Origin of the sequence: Gordonia sp. NPDC057258 (genome assembly GCF_042668985.1) — a bacterium.
Taxonomy (GTDB): domain Bacteria; phylum Actinomycetota; class Actinomycetes; order Mycobacteriales; family Mycobacteriaceae; genus Gordonia; species Gordonia hongkongensis.
The window spans coordinates 1-17,046 of the sequence record NZ_JBHUXZ010000027.1 but is presented as its reverse complement, the minus strand read 5'-3'; the positions used below and the strand labels follow the sequence as shown (position 1 = coordinate 17,046).

Here is a 17,046-nt window from a genome sequence, read left to right as displayed (position 1 = left end):
TACCACCGGTTTCACGGTCGACCCGCCGGCCCACCGACCGATCGCTCGTAAACCTGAGGGATATCTCACGTTGATCCGGTTGACGTGGCTCACACTCGGGTAGTTAGCATCGTCAGTCATGACCACTGCTTCGCGCGACGACGCCGCCGCTCCCGACATCCACACGACGGCGGGAAAGCTCGCCGATCTGCGCAATCGTCTCGAGGAGACCAAGCATCCGGTGGGTGAGGCCGCCGTCGAGAAGACCCACGCCAAGGGCAAGCTCACCGCGCGGGAACGGATCACCCACCTGCTCGACGAGGGGTCCTTCGTCGAACTCGACGCCCTCGCCCGGCACCGCAGCACCAACTTCGGACTCGCCGAGCGCCGCCCGCTCGGTGACGGCGTCGTCTCGGGTTACGGCACCATCGACGGTCGCGAGGTCTGCGTCTTCTCGCAGGATTCGACGGTCTTCGGCGGCAGCCTCGGCGAGGTCTACGGCGAGAAGATCGTCAAGGTCATGGACCTCGCGATCAAGACCGGTCGCCCCCTGATCGGCATCAACGACGGCGCCGGCGCCCGCATCCAGGAGGGCGTGGTCTCGCTCGGCCTCTACGGCGAGATCTTCCACCGCAACGTGCGTGCTTCCGGTGTCATCCCGCAGATCTCGCTGATCATGGGCGCCGCGGCCGGCGGTCACGTGTACTCCCCCGCGCTCACCGACTTCGTGGTCATGGTCGACCAGACCAGCCAGATGTTCATCACCGGTCCGGACGTCATCAAGACGGTCACCGGTGAAGAGGTGACGATGGAGGAGCTCGGCGGCGCCCACACGCACATGTCGAAGTCGGGCACCGCGCACTACGTCGCCTCCGACGAAGAGGACGCCCTGGAGTACGTCAAGGAACTCCTGAGCTACCTGCCGAGCAACAACCGCGCCGATGCCCCGCGTCTGCCCGTCGCGCAGCCGGCCGCCGGTTCCATCGAGGACACCCTCACCGAAGAAGACCTCGAGCTCGACACCCTGATCCCGGATTCGCCGAACCAACCCTATGACATGCACGAGGTCATCCGTCGCATACTCGACGACGACGAGTTCCTCGAGGTGCAGGCCGAGTACGCGACGAACATCATCATCGGCTACGGCCGGGTGGACGGCCGCAGCGTCGGCATCGTCGCCAACCAGCCGACGCAGTTCGCCGGCTGCCTCGACATCGACGCCTCGGAGAAGGCCGCCCGGTTCGTGCGCACCTGCGACGCCTTCAACATCCCCATCGTCACCCTGGTCGACGTCCCGGGCTTCCTTCCCGGCACCGATCAGGAGTACCGCGGCATCATCCGTCGCGGTGCGAAGCTGCTCTACGCCTACGGCGAGGCGACGGTCGGCAAGATCACCGTCATCACCCGGAAGGCCTACGGCGGCGCGTACGACGTCATGGGCTCCAAGCACATGGGTGCCGACGTGAACCTGGCGTGGCCCACCGCCCAGATCGCCGTCATGGGCGCCTCGGGTGCGGTCGGGTTCGTGTACCGCAGCCAGCTCAAGGACGCGGCCGCCAAGGGTGAGGACGTCGACGCACTGCGTCTGCAGCTGCAGGAGGAGTACGAGGACACCCTCGTCAACCCGTATGTCGCGGCCGCCCGCGGATACGTGGACGCGGTGATCCCGCCGAGCCACACCCGCGGTCAGATCGCCACTGCGCTCAAGCTGCTCGAGCGCAAGATGGTCAACCTGCCGCCCAAGAAGCACGGCAACATCCCCCTGTGACACCAGCGGTCAGTTCCGAGAGCGAGAATTCCGTGAGCGAAGACTCCACGAAGTCCGAGCGTCCGTTCCTGACGGTCGTCGGCGGCAATCCGACCGACGAGGACCTCGCCGTGCTGGTGACCGTCCTCGCCGGTGCCGGTTCGGGCGGCGGTTCGGCCGAGCCCGAGACCCGGAACGACTGGGGCCACCCGATCGACCGGCTGCGTCCGCAGTGGGGCGGCCCGGGAAGCTTCACCAACCTGCGTTACTGACGATGACATCCGAATCCGAGATCGGGCCGGGTACTCCCGGCCCGATCTTCGTACTCGGTTCGGCCTCCCCTGCCCGGCTCCGCATCCTTCGGGCGGCAGGCGTCGAGCCGGTCGTGCGGGTGTCGGATGTCGACGAGGATGCGCTCCTCGCCGCGCTCCCCGATTCCACACCGGCCGGTGTGGTGGTCGCCGAACTCGCCCGCGCGAAGGCGGAAGCCGTTGCGGCACTTCCGGAGATCGCCGAACTCGCCGGGTCCGGCAGCGCCGTGGCCGTCATCGGCTGCGACTCGATGCTCCATCTAGGCGGCCGGCTGCTCGGCAAACCGCACACCCCCGAACGCGCCGTCGCGCAGTGGTCGGAGATGCGCGGTCGTAGCGCGGACCTGCTGACCGGCCATCACCTGATCCGCCTCGACCGGCCCGCGACCGCCGGCGGGACGAGCTCCACCACGATCCATTTCGCCGCCGCCGACGACCACGTCATCGAGCGGTATGTCGCCAGCGGTGAACCTCTACAGGTGGCCGGCGCATTCACCCTCGACGGTCTGGGTGGCTGGCTGGTCGAGCGCATCGAGGGCGACCCGTCGTCGGTCATCGGTATCGGCCTGCCGCTGGTCCGCACCCTCCTGGCCGACGTCGGGCTCTCGGTCACCGACTTCTGGCGCCACTGACGACGACCCGCTCCCTGAGGTGGCCCTACTCCACCTCGAAGAATTCCGGCCAGTACCGCTCGATGCAGTCGACCGGCTGACCCTGGCGGTTGAACTGCGGGCCGGTCAGTCCGACCGTCAACGCCACCGCACGTTCGCGCGCCGAGCCGTGTCCGGACGCGCCGCCGGTGTCGCCGATGATCGGCAGCAGCGTCGCGACCTGCAGGATCTCCCGCGCGCCGAGCGCATCACGCTGGTAGGCGGTTGCACCCCAGTTCGCGGCCAGGCAGTCGGCGATGAGCTCGCTGTTCTTGCCGGCCGGGAGACGGCTGTCGGGGATGTCGAACGCCTCGGCCATCCGGAACACGACGTTGTGGCCGTATTCGTGAGCGACCACGATCGCCGCGGTGAAGTCGCCGACGATCGGCGACGGCACCCCGAAGACGTTGCCGTCCCAGATGGCCGCGAAGGTGTCGACCGGGAGCACGATGCTGCCCTCGGTCGGGGTGCCCTCTCCGTTCGGTTCGGTGTCCACTCCACAGAAGAACGCGTTGGCCTCGTCGGACGGGATCGGTACGGGGTTCGAATCCTCGTCGCCGGCAATGCACTCCGTGGCGAAGGAGGTGCCGGACTCGATCAGCACCCGTCCCGGTGCCGGGTCGCCCCAGCCCAGTTCGTCGAACCACCCACCCCATGTCTGGTCGAGGTCGTCGAGGAGCGTGGTCAGGTAGTCGGGCACCGCGGTGTCCACGTTGGCCGGGGTGACCCCGCTGGTCATGAGTTCCGCGGTCGGCGTCGGCAACTTCGGGCAGTCGTCGGGCCGGCACTGCGCCGCGTCGGCGTCGCCGGTCGGGTCCGTTGAGCGCGACGGCGTCGGACTCGGTGCGCTGCTTGTCGACGCGGACGACGGACGGGACTCCCCGGAATTCTCGGACGGGATGAGTGCGCATCCGCTTCCGACGGTCAGTGTCACCACGGCGGCCAGAGCGACCGCCCACCGCATCGCGAGGGGCCCGCGTCGATCGATCATTCGGCGAACGTAGCAGGCGGGACCCGCTTCACCTGGGGTTTGTCGTCTGATCGAAGCACGCTCCGGCCGATGCCCTACGCTTTATCAGCGGGACCGCAGATGGTCCGCGCGTGATCCACGCGGAACGTCCGAACAGCGAGCTGGAGAGCACCGTGAGCGTTGACACCGACCCGAATCCGGCCTTCGCCGACTACGCCCACCCCGAGCGGCTGGTGACGACCCAGTGGCTGTCGGCGCATCTCGGCGCCAAAGGACTCAAGATCATCGAGTCCGACGAGGATGTGCTGCTCTACGACATCGGCCACATCCCGACCGCTCAGAAGATCGACTGGCACCTTCATCTCAACGACCCGGTCACGCGCGACTACATCAACGGCGAGCAGTTCGCGGAACTGATGCGCAGCAAGGGAATCGAACGCGACGACACTGTCGTGATCTACGGCGACAAGAGCAACTGGTGGGCCGCCTACGCGCTGTGGGTCTTCACCTTGTTCGGCCACGAGGACGTCCGCCTGCTCGACGGTGGCCGCGACGCCTGGATGGCCGAGGACCGTGACACCTCCTTCGACGTCCCCGATTACCCGCGGTCGGACTACCCGGTGGTCGAGCGCGACGACGCCAAGATCCGCGCGTTCGCGCCGCAGGTCCTGGAGGCCCTGGGCACCGAGCCCCTCGTCGACGTCCGTTCCCCGCAGGAGTACACCGGCGAGCGCACGCACATGCCGGACTACCCGGAGGAGGGCGCGCTGCGCGGCGGGCACATCCCGACCGCCATCTCGATCCCGTGGGCGAAGTCCGCTGCCCCCGACGGCCGTTTCCGCAGCCGCGCCGAACTCGACGAGATCTACGCCGGGCTCGACCCGAAGACGCCCACGATCGCCTACTGCCGCATCGGTGAGCGGTCGAGCCACACCTGGTTCGTGCTGACACATCTGCTGGGGCACACCGCGGTCCGCAACTACGACGGATCGTGGACCGAGTGGGGCAACGCGGTGCGCGTGCCGATCGCCGTCGGCGAGGAGCCGGGCGCCGTTCCCGGCACCGAGTGAACCCGACCGCACGATGAGTCTGCCTCCAGCCCTGGCCGAGATCGTCGACGACTTCGGCGCACTCGACGACTCCGACAAGGTCACGCTCCTGCTCGAGTTCGCCGGCGAATTGCCGGACATACCGGCGCATCTCGAGCAGGATGCGATGGAACCGGTACCCGAGTGCCAGTCGCCGGTCTTCCTGTCCGTCGACGCCGCCGACCCGTCGTCGGTGCGGCTGTATTTCAGCGCTCCGCGCGAGGCGCCGACGACCCGCGGTTTCGCCGCCATCCTTCATCAGGGACTCGACACCGCGTCGGCGCGCGAAATCCTCGACGTGCCATCGGATTTCTATTACGACCTGGGACTCGGCAGCGCCGTGAGTCCGCTGCGCCTGCGGGGTATGGCGGGCATGCTGGGCCGCATCAAGGCGCAGGTTCGCGCCCAGGTGCCCGACACGCCCGGGGCATGAAGTTCATCCAGATCCGCGACGAACCCATCGCGCCCGGCGGTCTCGTCGAGTGGACGCCGTATGTGCCGGGCGGACTGGGTAATTGGGACTACGACTCGCGCCTGACCTCGCACAATCACGAGCAGCATCTGCGGGCGGCGTTCGAGTACCGGGTCCGCACGCGTCGCGAGGGCGGACGTGAGGCCTGGCTCGGGTTGAGCATCGAGTTCGACGAGCCGCTGTCGATCCCGGCCATCCGGTCGGTGCTGACCCAGTGGATCGACCGGCACGAGGTGCTGCGTAGTCACGTCGTGATCAAGGGCTCCGGCCTGCAGCGGCTGACCACCGCGCCGGGGACCGTGAAACTCAAGATGGGCCGGGTCGGCTGGTACGCCGAGTCGGGTCCGCTCGTGGAGCAACTGGCGGGCTCGTTCGATCGCGCCACCGCGCCGCTGCACTGGCCGGCCTACCGGTTCGCGACGGTCGGACGCGAACGCTCGTTCACGCTCCTCTTCGCCGCCGATCACTCGCTGGTCGACGGGTACTCGCTGATCATGGCCCAGCAGGAGCTGGTGTCGATGTACCGGGCGGCGCGGGAGCATCGCGGCGCGAATCTGCCCGAGGTCGGCAGTTATGTCGACTTCAGCGCCGCGGAACGCCGGCTCGCCGACCAGACCGGGCGCGATCATCCGGCCGTCGGCCTGTGGTCGGAGTTCCTGGCCGCCGGCAACGGTGACATGCCCGGCCTGCACACGGCTGACCCGGCCAACGATCACCGCACCCCCGACGATGTCGACACGGACGCGGCACTCCCCCAGGAGTCGCTGTGGGGTGTGGTCGCCGACGACGCGACGGCCAACCGGTTCACCGCGATCTGCTCGGAGGCCGGCGGCACGCTGACCGCCGGAGTGCTGGCGGCCTTCGCCGTGGTGCACCACGAACTGACCGGCGATCGGCAGTTCCGTTGTGTGCTGCCGCGGCACACGCGCGACGACGCCCGCTGGCTGACCTCCCTCGGCTGGTTCGTCGGGGTCGCTCCCTTCTGTCTCGACATGTCCGACTCCCCGACGTTCGACCAGGCCGTCGTCCGATCCACCGCCGCGCTCAAGCACGGGCGTCAGGGCGCTTCGCTGCCGTTCCTGCGGGTGGCCGACCTGATCGGGCACGAGGGTGGCCCGCGGTTCGTCATCTCGTTCATCGACACGCGCTATGCACCGGGCGCCGGGGCCGCCGACGCGGGGCGTGCGAAGGTCCTCCGCAGTCACAGCTATTCGCCCGACGAGGTGTACATCTGGATCAACCGCACCCCGTCGGGACTGCGGTACTCCGCCCGGTTCCCGCGCGAGTCGCCGCTGCGTGAGCTCGGCGTCACCGCCTCGGCGAACACTCCGGGTGCACAACATGAGGGAAACGTCACATTTCCCGCCGCCGAGGCCCGTTCCGAAGACGGTTGGGCGATCGACCCGACAGGTGGTCCCGTCCACGCCTACCTGCGTGCTTTCGCCGAACTGGTCCGACGCCTCGGTGATGCGAGCACATTCTCTCCGGCGTTGTGACCCAGGGCTCCACCGAACGATTGCTCGGTGGGCTAGGGTATTGCCCGGAAGGTCGCGACACCTGCACCGCGAAGGTGTCGCATCGCCCTCGCCGTCCGCATCCCGGCCGGTGACGGCGGGCCGCCAGACTTGACCGACGTCCGCCCAACGTGTCGCGTGCGCTACCGCGTCGTGCACCTGAGTACGAGTAAGGCCCAGGAGAACAAGTGCCCAGTACCTCTGCGAACACTCCGTCCGCAATCAGCAAGGTCCTCATCGCCAACCGTGGCGAAATCGCTGTCCGCGTGATCCGCGCCGCCCGGGATGCAGGCATCGCGAGCGTCGCGGTGTACGCCGAGCCCGACGCGAACGCACTGTTCGTCAAACTCGCGGACGAGGCTTTCGCACTGGGCGGGCAGACATCGGCGGAGTCGTACCTGGTCTTCGACAAGATCCTCGACGCGGCCAAGAAGTCCGGCGCCGACGCGATCCACCCGGGTTACGGCTTCCTGTCGGAGAACGGCGACTTCGCGCAGGCCGTCATCGACGCCGGGCTGATCTGGATCGGTCCGTCCCCGCAGTCGATCCGCGACCTCGGCGACAAGGTGACCGCGCGCCACATCGCGCTCAAGGCCGACGCACCGATGGCCCCCGGCACCAAGGATCCGGTGAAGGACGCCGACGAGGTCGTCGCCTTCGCCCAGGAGCACGGCGTGCCGGTCGCCATCAAGGCGGCATTCGGCGGCGGTGGACGTGGCATGAAGGTCGCGTACACGATCGAGGAGATCCCGCACCTGTTCGAGTCGGCCACGCGTGAGGCCGTCGCGGCGTTCGGTCGCGGCGAGTGCTTCGTCGAGCGCTACCTCGACAAGGCCCGCCACGTCGAGGCCCAGGTCATCGCCGACCAGCACGGCAACGTCATCGTCGCCGGCACCCGCGACTGCTCGCTGCAGCGTCGATTCCAGAAGCTGGTCGAGGAGGCCCCGGCCCCGTTCCTGACCGACGAGCAGCGCACCAAGATCCACGAGTCCGCCAAGGCCATCTGCCGCGAGGCCGGCTACTACGGCGCCGGCACGGTCGAGTTCCTGGTCGGCAGCGACGGGCTGGTCTCGTTCCTCGAGGTCAACACCCGCCTGCAGGTGGAGCACCCGGTCACCGAGGAGACCGCGGGCATCGACCTGGTGCGTCAGCAGTTCCGCATCGCCAACGGCGAGAAGCTGGAGATCACCGAGGACCCGACCCCGCGCGGTCACGCCTTCGAGTTCCGCATCAACGGTGAGGACGCCGGCCGCAACTTCCTGCCCGCCCCGGGACCGATCTCGGTCTACAAGGAGCCGACCGGCCCCGGCGTCCGCGTCGACTCCGGCGTCGTCGAGGGTGACGTCATCGGCGGCCAGTTCGACTCGATGCTGGCCAAGCTGATCGTCACCGGCGAGACCCGCGAGCAGGCGCTGGAGCGTTCGCGTCGCGCACTCGCCGAGTTCGAGGTCGAGGGCCTGGCGACGGTCATCCCGTTCCACCGGCACATCGTCTCCAACCCCGCCTTCATCGGCGACGGCGAGAAGTTCGACGTCTACACCAAGTGGATCGAGACCGATTGGGAGAACCCGATCGAGCCGTACACCGGCGGCGAGCCCATCGAAGACGACGAGGCCGCCCCGCGGCAGAACGTCGTCGTCGAGGTCGGCGGCCGTCGCGTCGAGGTGTCGCTGCCCGGCGATCTCGCCCTCGGTGGCGGTGGCGGCTCGGCCAACGGCGTCGTCCGCAAGAAGCCGAAGGCACGTTCGCGCAAGAAGGGTGGCGGCGCAGCCGTTTCCGGCGACGCCGTGGCAGCTCCGATGCAGGGCACCGTCGTCAAGGTCGCCGTGGAGGAGGGCCAGGAGGTCGCCGCCGGCGATCTGGTCGTCGTCCTCGAGGCCATGAAGATGGAGAACCCGGTCACCGCCCACAAGGACGGCGTCGTCACCGGCCTCACCATCGAGGCCGGTGCTGCCGTCACCCAGGGCACGGTGCTGCTCGAGCTGAAGTAAGACACACCGCTCCCTCGCTGCCTGAGGTGCGAGCGCCCCTGCTCCCTGAGGTGCGAGGAGCGCAAGCGACGAGCCTCGAAGGGCGGGCGTACAACAAGGCAATGCAACCAGTCGAGATCAACGCCGGGACGTGGTATCTGCGTGCGCTTCGTGCGGACGAGCGGATCACCGACGTCCCGGCGTTGTCTCATCTCGAGGTCGACGACCCCGCCGCGTACGTCGCTGCGGCGCAGCGTGACTGGGAGTCGGAGACACGATTCGTCTGGGCGATCTGCATCCCCACCACCGGTGAGCTCATCGCCCTGATCGGGGTCACGCCGAACGGCTCGTCGGGCCGCCTGTGGGGCGAGGCACGCGACGGCTACGACGAGGCGCTGGACACCGCCGTCGGGCCGGTCTCGAGGTTTGCCGAGGGTGCACTCGGTCTGGTTGTCGGGCAAATGCTGTCGCGCGGGATCGGCTGAGACGCGGAGTCAGCACACGACCATTCGTCGTACCCGGGGCGATCTTCGTCCATTCGGCGATCTGCGCGCCGCTTCAGATGACCCAGGTCTTGCTCACCGCCGAACGTTACGGTCAGCAATCTCCGCAGGTCGTCTTGATCCAGGAAAGGTCGTACCGGGTTTCTCCTCGGTCGCCGCAGAATTCGCATACGGTGCTCGACTCGTCGGTTGTCGCGTCGACCAGGAGCTCGCAAAGGCTCCACGTGAAATCGTCGACCGAGTTTCCGTAATTGAGGTAGCAGCGCAAAACCCCGAACTTCTCTTTGATCTGCGCGTAGGTGAAGTCGTCGGTGACGGCTGAGAGCCGGCGATGGAGGCGAACCAAGAGCGGATACCAGCCGGCGTTCACAGTGCAGCCGACTGCCGGGGACGCCATCGCGGCGGGGAGTCGGACGGGTTCGGGCGCCATCAGGCGACGCCTCGCTCGGCCTCCGCGGGCCCCTCGAAATCCACGCCCGTCAGTGGGCTCATCGAGTCGATCGCAGACGATGAATGGCGGTGTCGATGGGAACGGCACATCTCTCCGGTCTCGCGCACGATGCCCGCGCGAGCGCCGGCCTCGGCCGAATCAATGAATTCTGCGAGGGCTTTCGAGTTCACCATGTCGCCTCCTCTCGGTTCGGCCGAGTTGACCTGTCGGCTTCCGTCACCAGAATGCGACGCGGCACCGACATCCACCACAACGATCGCCGTCCGATTGCGACGAGTCACCCCACGATTGATGTCACTGGCCCCGAGTAGGTTCTCGGCGTAGGAATGGACGACCGAGACAGAACGTCAGGGAGGAGGTGCCGCGTTGGGCACGTTCACGAACGATCACTGGATCGACTCGTCCGGCGAAGGCTCCGATCGGTTCACTCGGATCATCGCCGAGTTGCAGGAGCAGTCGCTGATCCCACACTCGACATCCGGCGAATCAGCCAGAGCTCTCGCGTGGGAGTTGGTCGACCGGCGCGATCGGATCGCCGCCGAGTTGTGGGACTGCCGGACATCGGGAATCTCTGTGCCGGTTGGGAAGACGGCACTCCGCTTGGCATCCGGAGCGCTCTACGACGCCGAGCAAGCGGTGGTCGACGAACTCGTCTCGCGGATCCCGGCGAGAGCGGTTCATGAGCGGATGAACTCCGCCGCCTACCTGGCAGCGGATATCGACGCTGCGACAGCCGAGGCCGCAGTGCTCGACACACATGAATCCGTCGGTCGGGCAACGCAGCACGAGGCCACCGATACCGAACTGCTCGGCGATCCCGCCGACTACGCCGGAATCGACCCCATCGAGGACGTGGCGATTCCACCCCGGATCGAATGGACCGAAGCCGACCGCAAGGCCGTGCTCGACGAGGCCATCGGAACGTACGGAATCGCTGCCGGCGAGTGGTACTCGGTGGAATGGCCGCCGACGGAGGGCTCCCTGTGGGACCCCGGATACCTCGTCACCTCGGACTGGGAGCCATGCGACGAACACGCCGACGATCCGGACAGTGACGCAGCACTCGACTGTGTCCGATGCGAAGACTCGGTCACCACTGAGGTCGAAGCGATGGCCGTCTGGAAGTTCACGACCAGGTTGACTCACCACCGAATCGGGTTCGACAGCAACGGTTCTCTGATCGTCGATCGGGTGGCGGAGGAGATCGACCCGACATTCGAGGTACGCGAGATCACGCAGGACCCACGCCTGATCCGCATCGGCCTGCCACGCGGACATCGCTGACCTCGATCTGAGGATGACCTGTCGGTGCGTCGTGGTTGCATCATCGGATATTCGAAGGAGAAACAAATACACCCTTGACTCGAACATATATTCGAGTATCGTGGAGGTATGTCATCGGGGGCGGGGGCCGGGTCCACTACATCTGTGGACCCATCACAGGAGTCGGTCGAGCCGCGCTTTCGTCCCGACCATGAACTCTCCGCTGCCGAACTCGTCGAGGTCCTCAACCACTGCGCGGGTTTGGCGGCAGCGTCGGCGCATCGAATGATGGTCGTTGCCAGCCTCATTCACGACGAACGCGAGATGGACTACGCGCAGCGGCGCGCCGAGACGCACAGCGGCGAACTCGACTCCATCGAAGCCTTCGAGCACCTGTCCGCGCGGGTGGCCGCTGGTGAGAATCCCTACGAGCAGTTCGGGCCCAACGGTCTCGAACAGGCCATCGCCGAAGTCGGTGCCACCCTCACCGTGACGCCGGCCGAGGCGAAAGATCTCATCGAAGCCGGCGACGCACTGCGCTACCGACTCTCCTTCACCGGACACGCACTCGCGTGCGGTCGAATCGACAAGCGCCGCTTCCTCATCGCCCTCAAACGCACCGACCTCATCACCGACGACGAAGAGATGCAGACCGTCGACGCCCATCTCGCCGAGGCGATCTTCGCCCGCGCACCGATGTCCACGGCCCGGTTCACCGCCATGGTCGATTCCATCGTCGCCAAGTGGGCACCCGACGCGATCCGCCGACGCAAGGAGCGAGTGAAATCCGACCGCAAGGTGACCGTCACCCCCGACCGGTTCACACCCGGGCAGTCCCGGATCTCCGGCACGCTGCCCACTGCTGATTCCGCCGAGTTCGACGCCCGCCTGACGGCGATGGCCACCGCGGTCCACGCCGGTGACCCTCGAAAGTTGGCCAACCGCCGAGTCGATGCTCTGAAAGCGCTCGCGCGGGGCGAAGCTTCTATCGCGTGCGAATGCGACGACTGCCGACCTGCCGCAATGGACATTGAAGCCAACACCACCGGCGACGTCGACGCAGCGACAGTGGACACCGCCGACCACACGACTGAGGCACCCGCGCGCCACTCCGGGAACGATGACACCGACACCCCGGACAGCGACACGGTTGTCGCCGACCCTCCGGGTCCGGACGCGTCGCCGTCGTCATCGCCGGCGCCGCGCGCGACCTTTCACATCGTGGTCAACCTGTCGACCCTGATCGGTCTAGACAACGACCCCGCATTCCTCGACCGCCACGGCATCCTCGACGCCGACACCGCCCGGCAGCTGCTCGCCGAAGCCCGACGCACCTACATCCATCCCGCACCGAACCCCGCCGCGCCCGACGCGCCACCGGTATCGCCTCCCGAGGCGGACAGTTCGACAACGCGGTACACCCCGTCGAAGAAGCTCCAGGCCCTGGTGCGTGCCGGCGAACTGTGCTGCACCTTCCCCGGCTGCAACGCCCCGGTCTGGCAGATCGACCTCGACCACACCGAACCGTTCGACCACACCGACCCGCGGCGCGGCGGCCCGACCGATGCACGCAACCTCGCTAGTCGCTAACAACACCCCTTCCGGTGGCCGGATCAGGCTGCTTCGTGCCTCTGCTCGCAGTGTCTTCGTCGTCATCGACGGGCTTCACTGGAACTGCGCCGGAGAAACGGCCACCGGCCATGGGCGTATCGAAACGGGTCTGTCTCCGCCGTGAATGACGGATCGTTTGGTCAGGGCAGGGCAACCTATTTCGACGCCGATGGTTCCGGGCGCACCTATATGGCTGGTGTAGGTCCGGGGCGAGACGAAGTCGGAGCCCGGCGCCGGCACCGCGCGCGAGTGCGCCTTGAAAATAAAGTAGAGAATGTCCTCAAAAATATCGTCAGGCATCCTAATACGGTTCACCATCTTGCTAGCCGGACGAGTGCATCCGCGTGATACCAGCATGCGGATCCGTCATCCAGGCGAACAGGGATAGATCCCAAACGGTCGGGTTTGCCGATCACATAGCCAAACGCTGGCACCGCCGCTGCGTGCCGTGCGCGCACGATGACTTTGTCCCCGTAGCGCCAGCCGTCATGTCTCTCCGTGATGTCAGGAACCTCCCCTCAGTCCGTGTGTCGTTCCTACCCGGTGGGCACTGCGGCAGGAACGACACACGGGGTGGCTACGCGCTGGTCGACAGATATGTCGTGTGGGTTCGCATGCATGCCGCGAGGCCTTCGGGGCCGAGTTCGCGCCCCAAACCGCTCGCTTTGATACCGCCGAATGGCGCAACCGGGTCGAGCATGTAGTAGTTGACACCTACCGTGCCAGATTCGATCTGCTCGGCGATCTGGATACCGTGAGCCTCATCTGCGGTCCACACGGTGCCGGCCAACCCGTATGCCGAATCGTTAGCGATCTGAACCGCCTGACCGACGTCGTCGTATGGCATCAGAGCGAGTACCGGTCCGAACACTTCTTCTTGCGCAAGGGGACTCGACGGATCAACATCCGAGAAGAGGGTGGGTTGTACATACCAACCACGATCGAGGTGGGCCGGCCGACCGCCGCCGGCAACAACGCGAGCGCCGTCGTCCTTGGCTCTTGCGATGTGTGCCTCCACCCGGTTGCGGTGCGCATCAGTGACCAGTGGCCCGACCTGTGTACTCGGATCAAGTGGATCGCCGATGACAGCACCATTCACGAGTCCGGCGAAGACCTCAAGCGACTCGTCGAACCTGTTGCGAGGGACAAGAATTCGGCCATTCAGCACACAGGTCTGACCGTTATTCAGTAACGTCGCCTGAAACAGTCCTTCGATGTTCGCAGTGAGGTCAGCATCGTCGAGGATGATCGCTGCCGACTTTCCCCCGAGCTCGAGGGTCACTGGGCGGAGTAACTCACCACAGGTCTTTGCGATTTGGCGGCCGACGGTGGTCGATCCGGTGAACGTGACCTTGTCGACGTCTCGGTGTGACACGAGGTAGGAGCCAGTGCTCGCCCGCCCGGGAACGATGTTGACGACTCCCGCGGGTATGTTCGCGGCGGCGACCGCTTCTGCGAAAACATAAGAGTCCAAGACTGTTTCCGGGCTGGGCTTCACCACCACGGTGCAGCCAGCGGCCAACGCAGGCGCCACCTTCAAGGCAGTGACCAGGTTTGGATAGTTCCATGGCACGATCGCGGCGACCACACCGACGGGGGACTGCCGAACAATGGCGCGGCCACCGAGTACGCCTGGACGTGTCTGCTCCAGTTCTGTGGTCCGAATGAGGTTGGCGTAATACCGGTACACGGTCGCGGGAAGCCCGGATTCGAGCGTTCCGGCGATGGCAATCGGCATCCCGTTTTGCGACGAGACCAATTCGGTGAGTTGCGGCGCGCGCGCCTCCAACTCGTCGGCAAGCCGCTCGATCGCCGCTGCGCGGTCGTCGGGGCTCCACGCCGACCAACCACGCGGATCGTCGAATGCACGTCGTGCCGCGGCAACCGCGGCGTCGACGTCGTCCTCATCTGCTGCTGGTGCGCGTCCGATGACTTCTTCGGTGGCCGCGGACAATATCTCGATGCGTTCGGGCGCGTGGGCTGGTGACAATGCGCCATCGATGAACAGTGCGTTCTGGTCGATCATGTGTTCCTCCGTGAGTGCTTGCATCTCAGTGGCTGTGCGTGATGATCCCGCGAATGTTCTTGCCATCGAACATGTCTTGATATCCCTGATTGATATCGCCGAGTTGGTACTCGGCGGTGACGGTCTCGTCGAGCTTGAGTTGGCCGTCTCGGTACAGTCGGAGCAGCCGGTGAATGTCGGCTCTCGGGTTAGCTTCGCCGAAAAGACTTCCAGCCAAACGCTTTTGGAAGAGTGTGAACATCATCAACGGGATAGTTGCAGTGTTCTCAGTTGCCGGGGCAATACCGGTGACAACACCCACACCGCCTTTTCGCACCAACTCCAGCGTCTGCCCGATCATTTCGCCGGCGACGACTCCGACTGTGAGAATCGCCGAGTCCGCCATTACACCGCGGGTGAGGTCGGCCACAAGCGCGGTGGCCTCCTCGAAGCTTGTGCAGAAATGCGTTGCCCCGAGTGGCATTACCTGCTGCCTCTTTGATTCGACAATGTCCACCGCGACGATATTCTCGGCGCCCGCTATCCGGGCGCCCTGGATCGCGCTGCCGCCAATGCCGCCGCAGCCGATGACGACGACGGTATCGCCCGGTTGGACCTTTGCGGTGTTCACCGCCGAGCCCCACCCCGTGGTTACTCCGCAACCAAGTAGACACGCTCGCTCAAGTGGTACGTCGTCGTCTACCTTCACCACGGACTCTTGGTGCACCGTGCCGTACTCAGCGAAAGTTCCCAGCAGCGATAGGGCGCCGAGATCCTTTCCGCGGGCGCGGCGACGGTAGCTGCCGTCGAGCATGGTGCCGGCAAGGATGAATGCGCCCATGTCGCAAAGATTCTGCTGTCCAGTCGAGCACCACCGGCACTGTCCGCATGCGGGAAGAAACGAACACACAACCTTGTCACCGGGCCGTAGGTTCTTGACTCCTGGACCGACTTCTTCAATGACACCTGCCCCCTCGTGGCCGCCGACGGTGGGGACGGCGATCGGCATGTCGCCGGTGCGAGCGTGATCGTCGGAGTGGCACAGCCCGCTCGCTTCGTAGCGGATGAGCACTTCGCCTTCCTGGGGCCCGTCGAGCTCGACTTCTTCGACACTCCAATCCTGGCCGGGACCCCAGAGAACTGCGGCTTGCATTTTCATTACTTGCTCCAATCAATGAAAGAATTCGGGCGATCGCCCATCGTGGATAGTGTGCTGCGTCACACACGCGCGAAGCGTGGATCGCAACGCCACGTGCTTGAACAGGAGCGCCATTTGCGGGCGGACCAATTCGTCGCGTTCGGCTAGTGGCTGTTCACCGGTTGCTTGTCATCGACCGGCGCGTCGGGCGCAGATCGCCGCCGCCGTAGTTCCCGCCACACTGTCCAAAGGAGCAGGAAGACTCCAAGGATCGTCAGAATGGTGGGCAACCAGGTGCTCATGATCGTGAGCATGAGTCCGCTCTTGTGTGCGGTCTTGGCCGCGCTCGCCACCGACTGGTCAGTCGTCTTCACGTTCAGTTGCAACACGGGCAATAGTTCGATCTGTTTCCCGCCGAGATCGGCATACGCGGTTACCGTGCGGTCGATCGCGACCGATAGCGGTGCCCCGAGTTGCTTGTCGACCTGCAGGTCATAGTTCGTGGTCGCCATGTAGGACAGCGGTATCGCAGGAGGGATCGGACCTGCCTGCTTTATCGCTTCCTGGCTGGCGGTAGGGAGGCTTGGCATCAACTGTGCGGCAATAGCACTGGGTAGCGCAGGCGGGAGCGTCTTCAGCAGCGACGGGCTCTTCACTGCACCTGTCCCGGTCGAGTTGTACTCATACACGTTGCGGCCATGTACTTTTGCCGCGGCTCGGTAGTTCAATGGGAATGCCTGCTGCGTCGCGTTGTCATTCAAGCGATACGAGCTGCCAGATCCTTTAGGGCCGATCGGCAGCGTGACGGTGTAACCGTCCGTGTGCTCGACCTGCTGTCCGTTCGGCGGATCCGTCGGCAGCATGTTGGTCCGGTTGATCGAATACGTATGGTCGTCAGTCAACGTCTGCGTCGCGACCTGGACCGTCGAATTGTCGGTGACCACAACGGTGTTTCCAGAGGTCTTTACCGCCTTGACTGTTCGATCCATTGTCACCGGAGCGTTGCTGATGAACGCGTGCGCGACATCGCCGCGGCCGAGCGCTTGCGCATCGAGCAAGTTTGCGACACCCGAATAGTGTTGAGTTGTATTAGTTTTCGACGGAAATTTGGTAGCACTCGGCACGACGACAAACCAGATGGCCAGGGCCAGGGCAATGAGCAAGACGCCGACTGCCGACCAGACCTTCGAAGAGAGTTTCATGATTCCTCCTCGATCGGGGGCCTTCCCCAATCAAGTCAGAGTGTTCTGCCTCACAGTCGTAGGTGCGTGAACCCTAGGAGCCTGCTGAATTAGGGTCCAGCCTGGGTTGAGGTTCCTGCTGCGGGGATGTGTCGGTTCCGGGGTGTGGTCGTGGTGATCGATCTAGGTGGGG

General features: G+C 65.7%; 17 protein-coding genes. 10 read left to right on the top strand and 7 right to left on the bottom strand.

What is annotated here, in order from left to right:
* The first annotated feature begins 118 nt into the window (after window positions 1-118).
* From ACFUEJ_RS17470 to ACFUEJ_RS17460, 3 genes are read left to right on the top strand one after another with little or no spacing between them, the layout of a single operon-like run.
* Window positions 119-1,747 (top strand): acyl-CoA carboxylase subunit beta, encoded by a 1,629-nt coding sequence (locus ACFUEJ_RS17470; protein WP_055475049.1) that lies wholly within the window; start codon window positions 119-121, stop codon window positions 1,745-1,747.
* A gap of 32 nt (window positions 1,748-1,779) precedes the next feature.
* Window positions 1,780-1,998: an acyl-CoA carboxylase subunit epsilon gene (locus ACFUEJ_RS17465; RefSeq protein WP_171011626.1), complete on the top strand. Its 219-nt coding sequence runs from the start codon at window positions 1,780-1,782 to the stop codon at window positions 1,996-1,998.
* Window positions 1,999-2,000: 2 nt separating this feature from the next.
* Window positions 2,001-2,669, top strand: a complete 669-nt coding sequence (locus ACFUEJ_RS17460; RefSeq protein WP_055475051.1) for a nucleoside triphosphate pyrophosphatase — start codon at window positions 2,001-2,003, stop codon at window positions 2,667-2,669.
* A 25-nt stretch (window positions 2,670-2,694) separates the two neighbouring features.
* Here the strand turns inward: ACFUEJ_RS17460 and ACFUEJ_RS17455 are convergent, their stop codons facing one another.
* Entirely contained in the window at window positions 2,695-3,678 is a 984-nt protein-coding gene (locus ACFUEJ_RS17455; RefSeq protein ID WP_231632652.1) for a metalloprotease, read from the bottom strand.
* A gap of 152 nt (window positions 3,679-3,830) precedes the next feature.
* Here ACFUEJ_RS17455 and ACFUEJ_RS17450 point away from each other — a divergent pair, with 152 nt between their 5' ends.
* The 5 genes from ACFUEJ_RS17450 to ACFUEJ_RS17430 all read left to right on the top strand — a co-directional run bounded on the left by ACFUEJ_RS17450 (window position 3,831) and on the right by ACFUEJ_RS17430 (window position 9,186).
* On the top strand, window positions 3,831-4,727 hold the full coding sequence (locus ACFUEJ_RS17450) for a sulfurtransferase (RefSeq protein ID WP_055475116.1): 897 nt from the start codon (window positions 3,831-3,833) through the stop codon (window positions 4,725-4,727).
* A gap of 13 nt (window positions 4,728-4,740) precedes the next feature.
* Window positions 4,741-5,178 carry a SufE family protein gene (locus ACFUEJ_RS17445; protein ID WP_055475052.1) on the top strand — a complete coding sequence of 146 codons (438 nt, stop codon included), beginning with the start codon at window positions 4,741-4,743 and terminating at the stop codon, window positions 5,176-5,178.
* The gene (locus ACFUEJ_RS17440) at window positions 5,175-6,713 is read left to right on the top strand and encodes a condensation domain-containing protein (protein ID WP_055475053.1); all 1,539 of its coding nucleotides are present in this window, start codon (window positions 5,175-5,177) and stop codon (window positions 6,711-6,713) included. The genes ACFUEJ_RS17445 and ACFUEJ_RS17440 overlap by 4 nt, the downstream gene beginning before the upstream one ends.
* A 206-nt stretch (window positions 6,714-6,919) precedes the next feature.
* Entirely contained in the window at window positions 6,920-8,722 is a 1,803-nt protein-coding gene (locus tag ACFUEJ_RS17435) for an acetyl/propionyl/methylcrotonyl-CoA carboxylase subunit alpha (protein ID WP_055475054.1), read from the top strand.
* Between the two features lie 101 nt (window positions 8,723-8,823).
* Window positions 8,824-9,186, top strand: coding sequence for a GNAT family N-acetyltransferase (locus tag ACFUEJ_RS17430; protein ID WP_055475055.1), 363 nt, complete (start codon window positions 8,824-8,826; stop codon window positions 9,184-9,186).
* Window positions 9,187-9,298: 112 nt separating this feature from the next.
* On the opposite strand, the gene ACFUEJ_RS17425 is transcribed toward ACFUEJ_RS17430, so the two are convergent.
* Entirely contained in the window at window positions 9,299-9,634 is a 336-nt protein-coding gene (locus tag ACFUEJ_RS17425) for a hypothetical protein (protein ID WP_055475056.1), read from the bottom strand.
* Entirely contained in the window at window positions 9,634-9,828 is a 195-nt protein-coding gene (locus tag ACFUEJ_RS17420; RefSeq protein WP_137809921.1) for a hypothetical protein, read from the bottom strand. The genes ACFUEJ_RS17425 and ACFUEJ_RS17420 overlap by 1 nt, the downstream gene beginning before the upstream one ends.
* A gap of 193 nt (window positions 9,829-10,021) precedes the next feature.
* On the opposite strand from ACFUEJ_RS17420, the gene ACFUEJ_RS17415 reads away from it, so the two are divergent.
* Window positions 10,022-10,939 carry a hypothetical protein gene (locus tag ACFUEJ_RS17415; RefSeq protein ID WP_055475058.1) on the top strand — a complete coding sequence of 306 codons (918 nt, stop codon included), beginning with the start codon at window positions 10,022-10,024 and terminating at the stop codon, window positions 10,937-10,939.
* 108 nt (window positions 10,940-11,047) lie between these two features.
* Window positions 11,048-12,508, top strand: a complete 1,461-nt coding sequence (locus ACFUEJ_RS17410) for a DUF222 domain-containing protein (protein WP_240198504.1) — start codon at window positions 11,048-11,050, stop codon at window positions 12,506-12,508.
* Window positions 12,509-12,583: 75 nt separating this feature from the next.
* Here the strand turns inward: ACFUEJ_RS17410 and ACFUEJ_RS17405 are convergent, their stop codons facing one another.
* From ACFUEJ_RS17405 to ACFUEJ_RS17390, 4 genes are all read right to left on the bottom strand, one after another.
* A complete protein-coding gene (locus tag ACFUEJ_RS17405; RefSeq protein ID WP_137809920.1) occupies window positions 12,584-12,829 on the bottom strand; it encodes a hypothetical protein in 246 nt (81 codons plus the stop codon).
* Between the two features lie 277 nt (window positions 12,830-13,106).
* Window positions 13,107-14,555: an aldehyde dehydrogenase gene (locus ACFUEJ_RS17400; RefSeq protein ID WP_137809919.1), complete on the bottom strand. Its 1,449-nt coding sequence runs from the start codon at window positions 14,553-14,555 to the stop codon at window positions 13,107-13,109.
* 25 nt (window positions 14,556-14,580) lie between these two features.
* Entirely contained in the window at window positions 14,581-15,693 is a 1,113-nt protein-coding gene (locus tag ACFUEJ_RS17395; RefSeq protein ID WP_055475060.1) for an NDMA-dependent alcohol dehydrogenase, read from the bottom strand.
* A 143-nt stretch (window positions 15,694-15,836) separates the two neighbouring features.
* Window positions 15,837-16,874, bottom strand: coding sequence for a porin PorA family protein (locus ACFUEJ_RS17390; protein WP_068970542.1), 1,038 nt, complete (start codon window positions 16,872-16,874; stop codon window positions 15,837-15,839).
* Window positions 16,875-17,046: the final 172 nt, after the last annotated feature.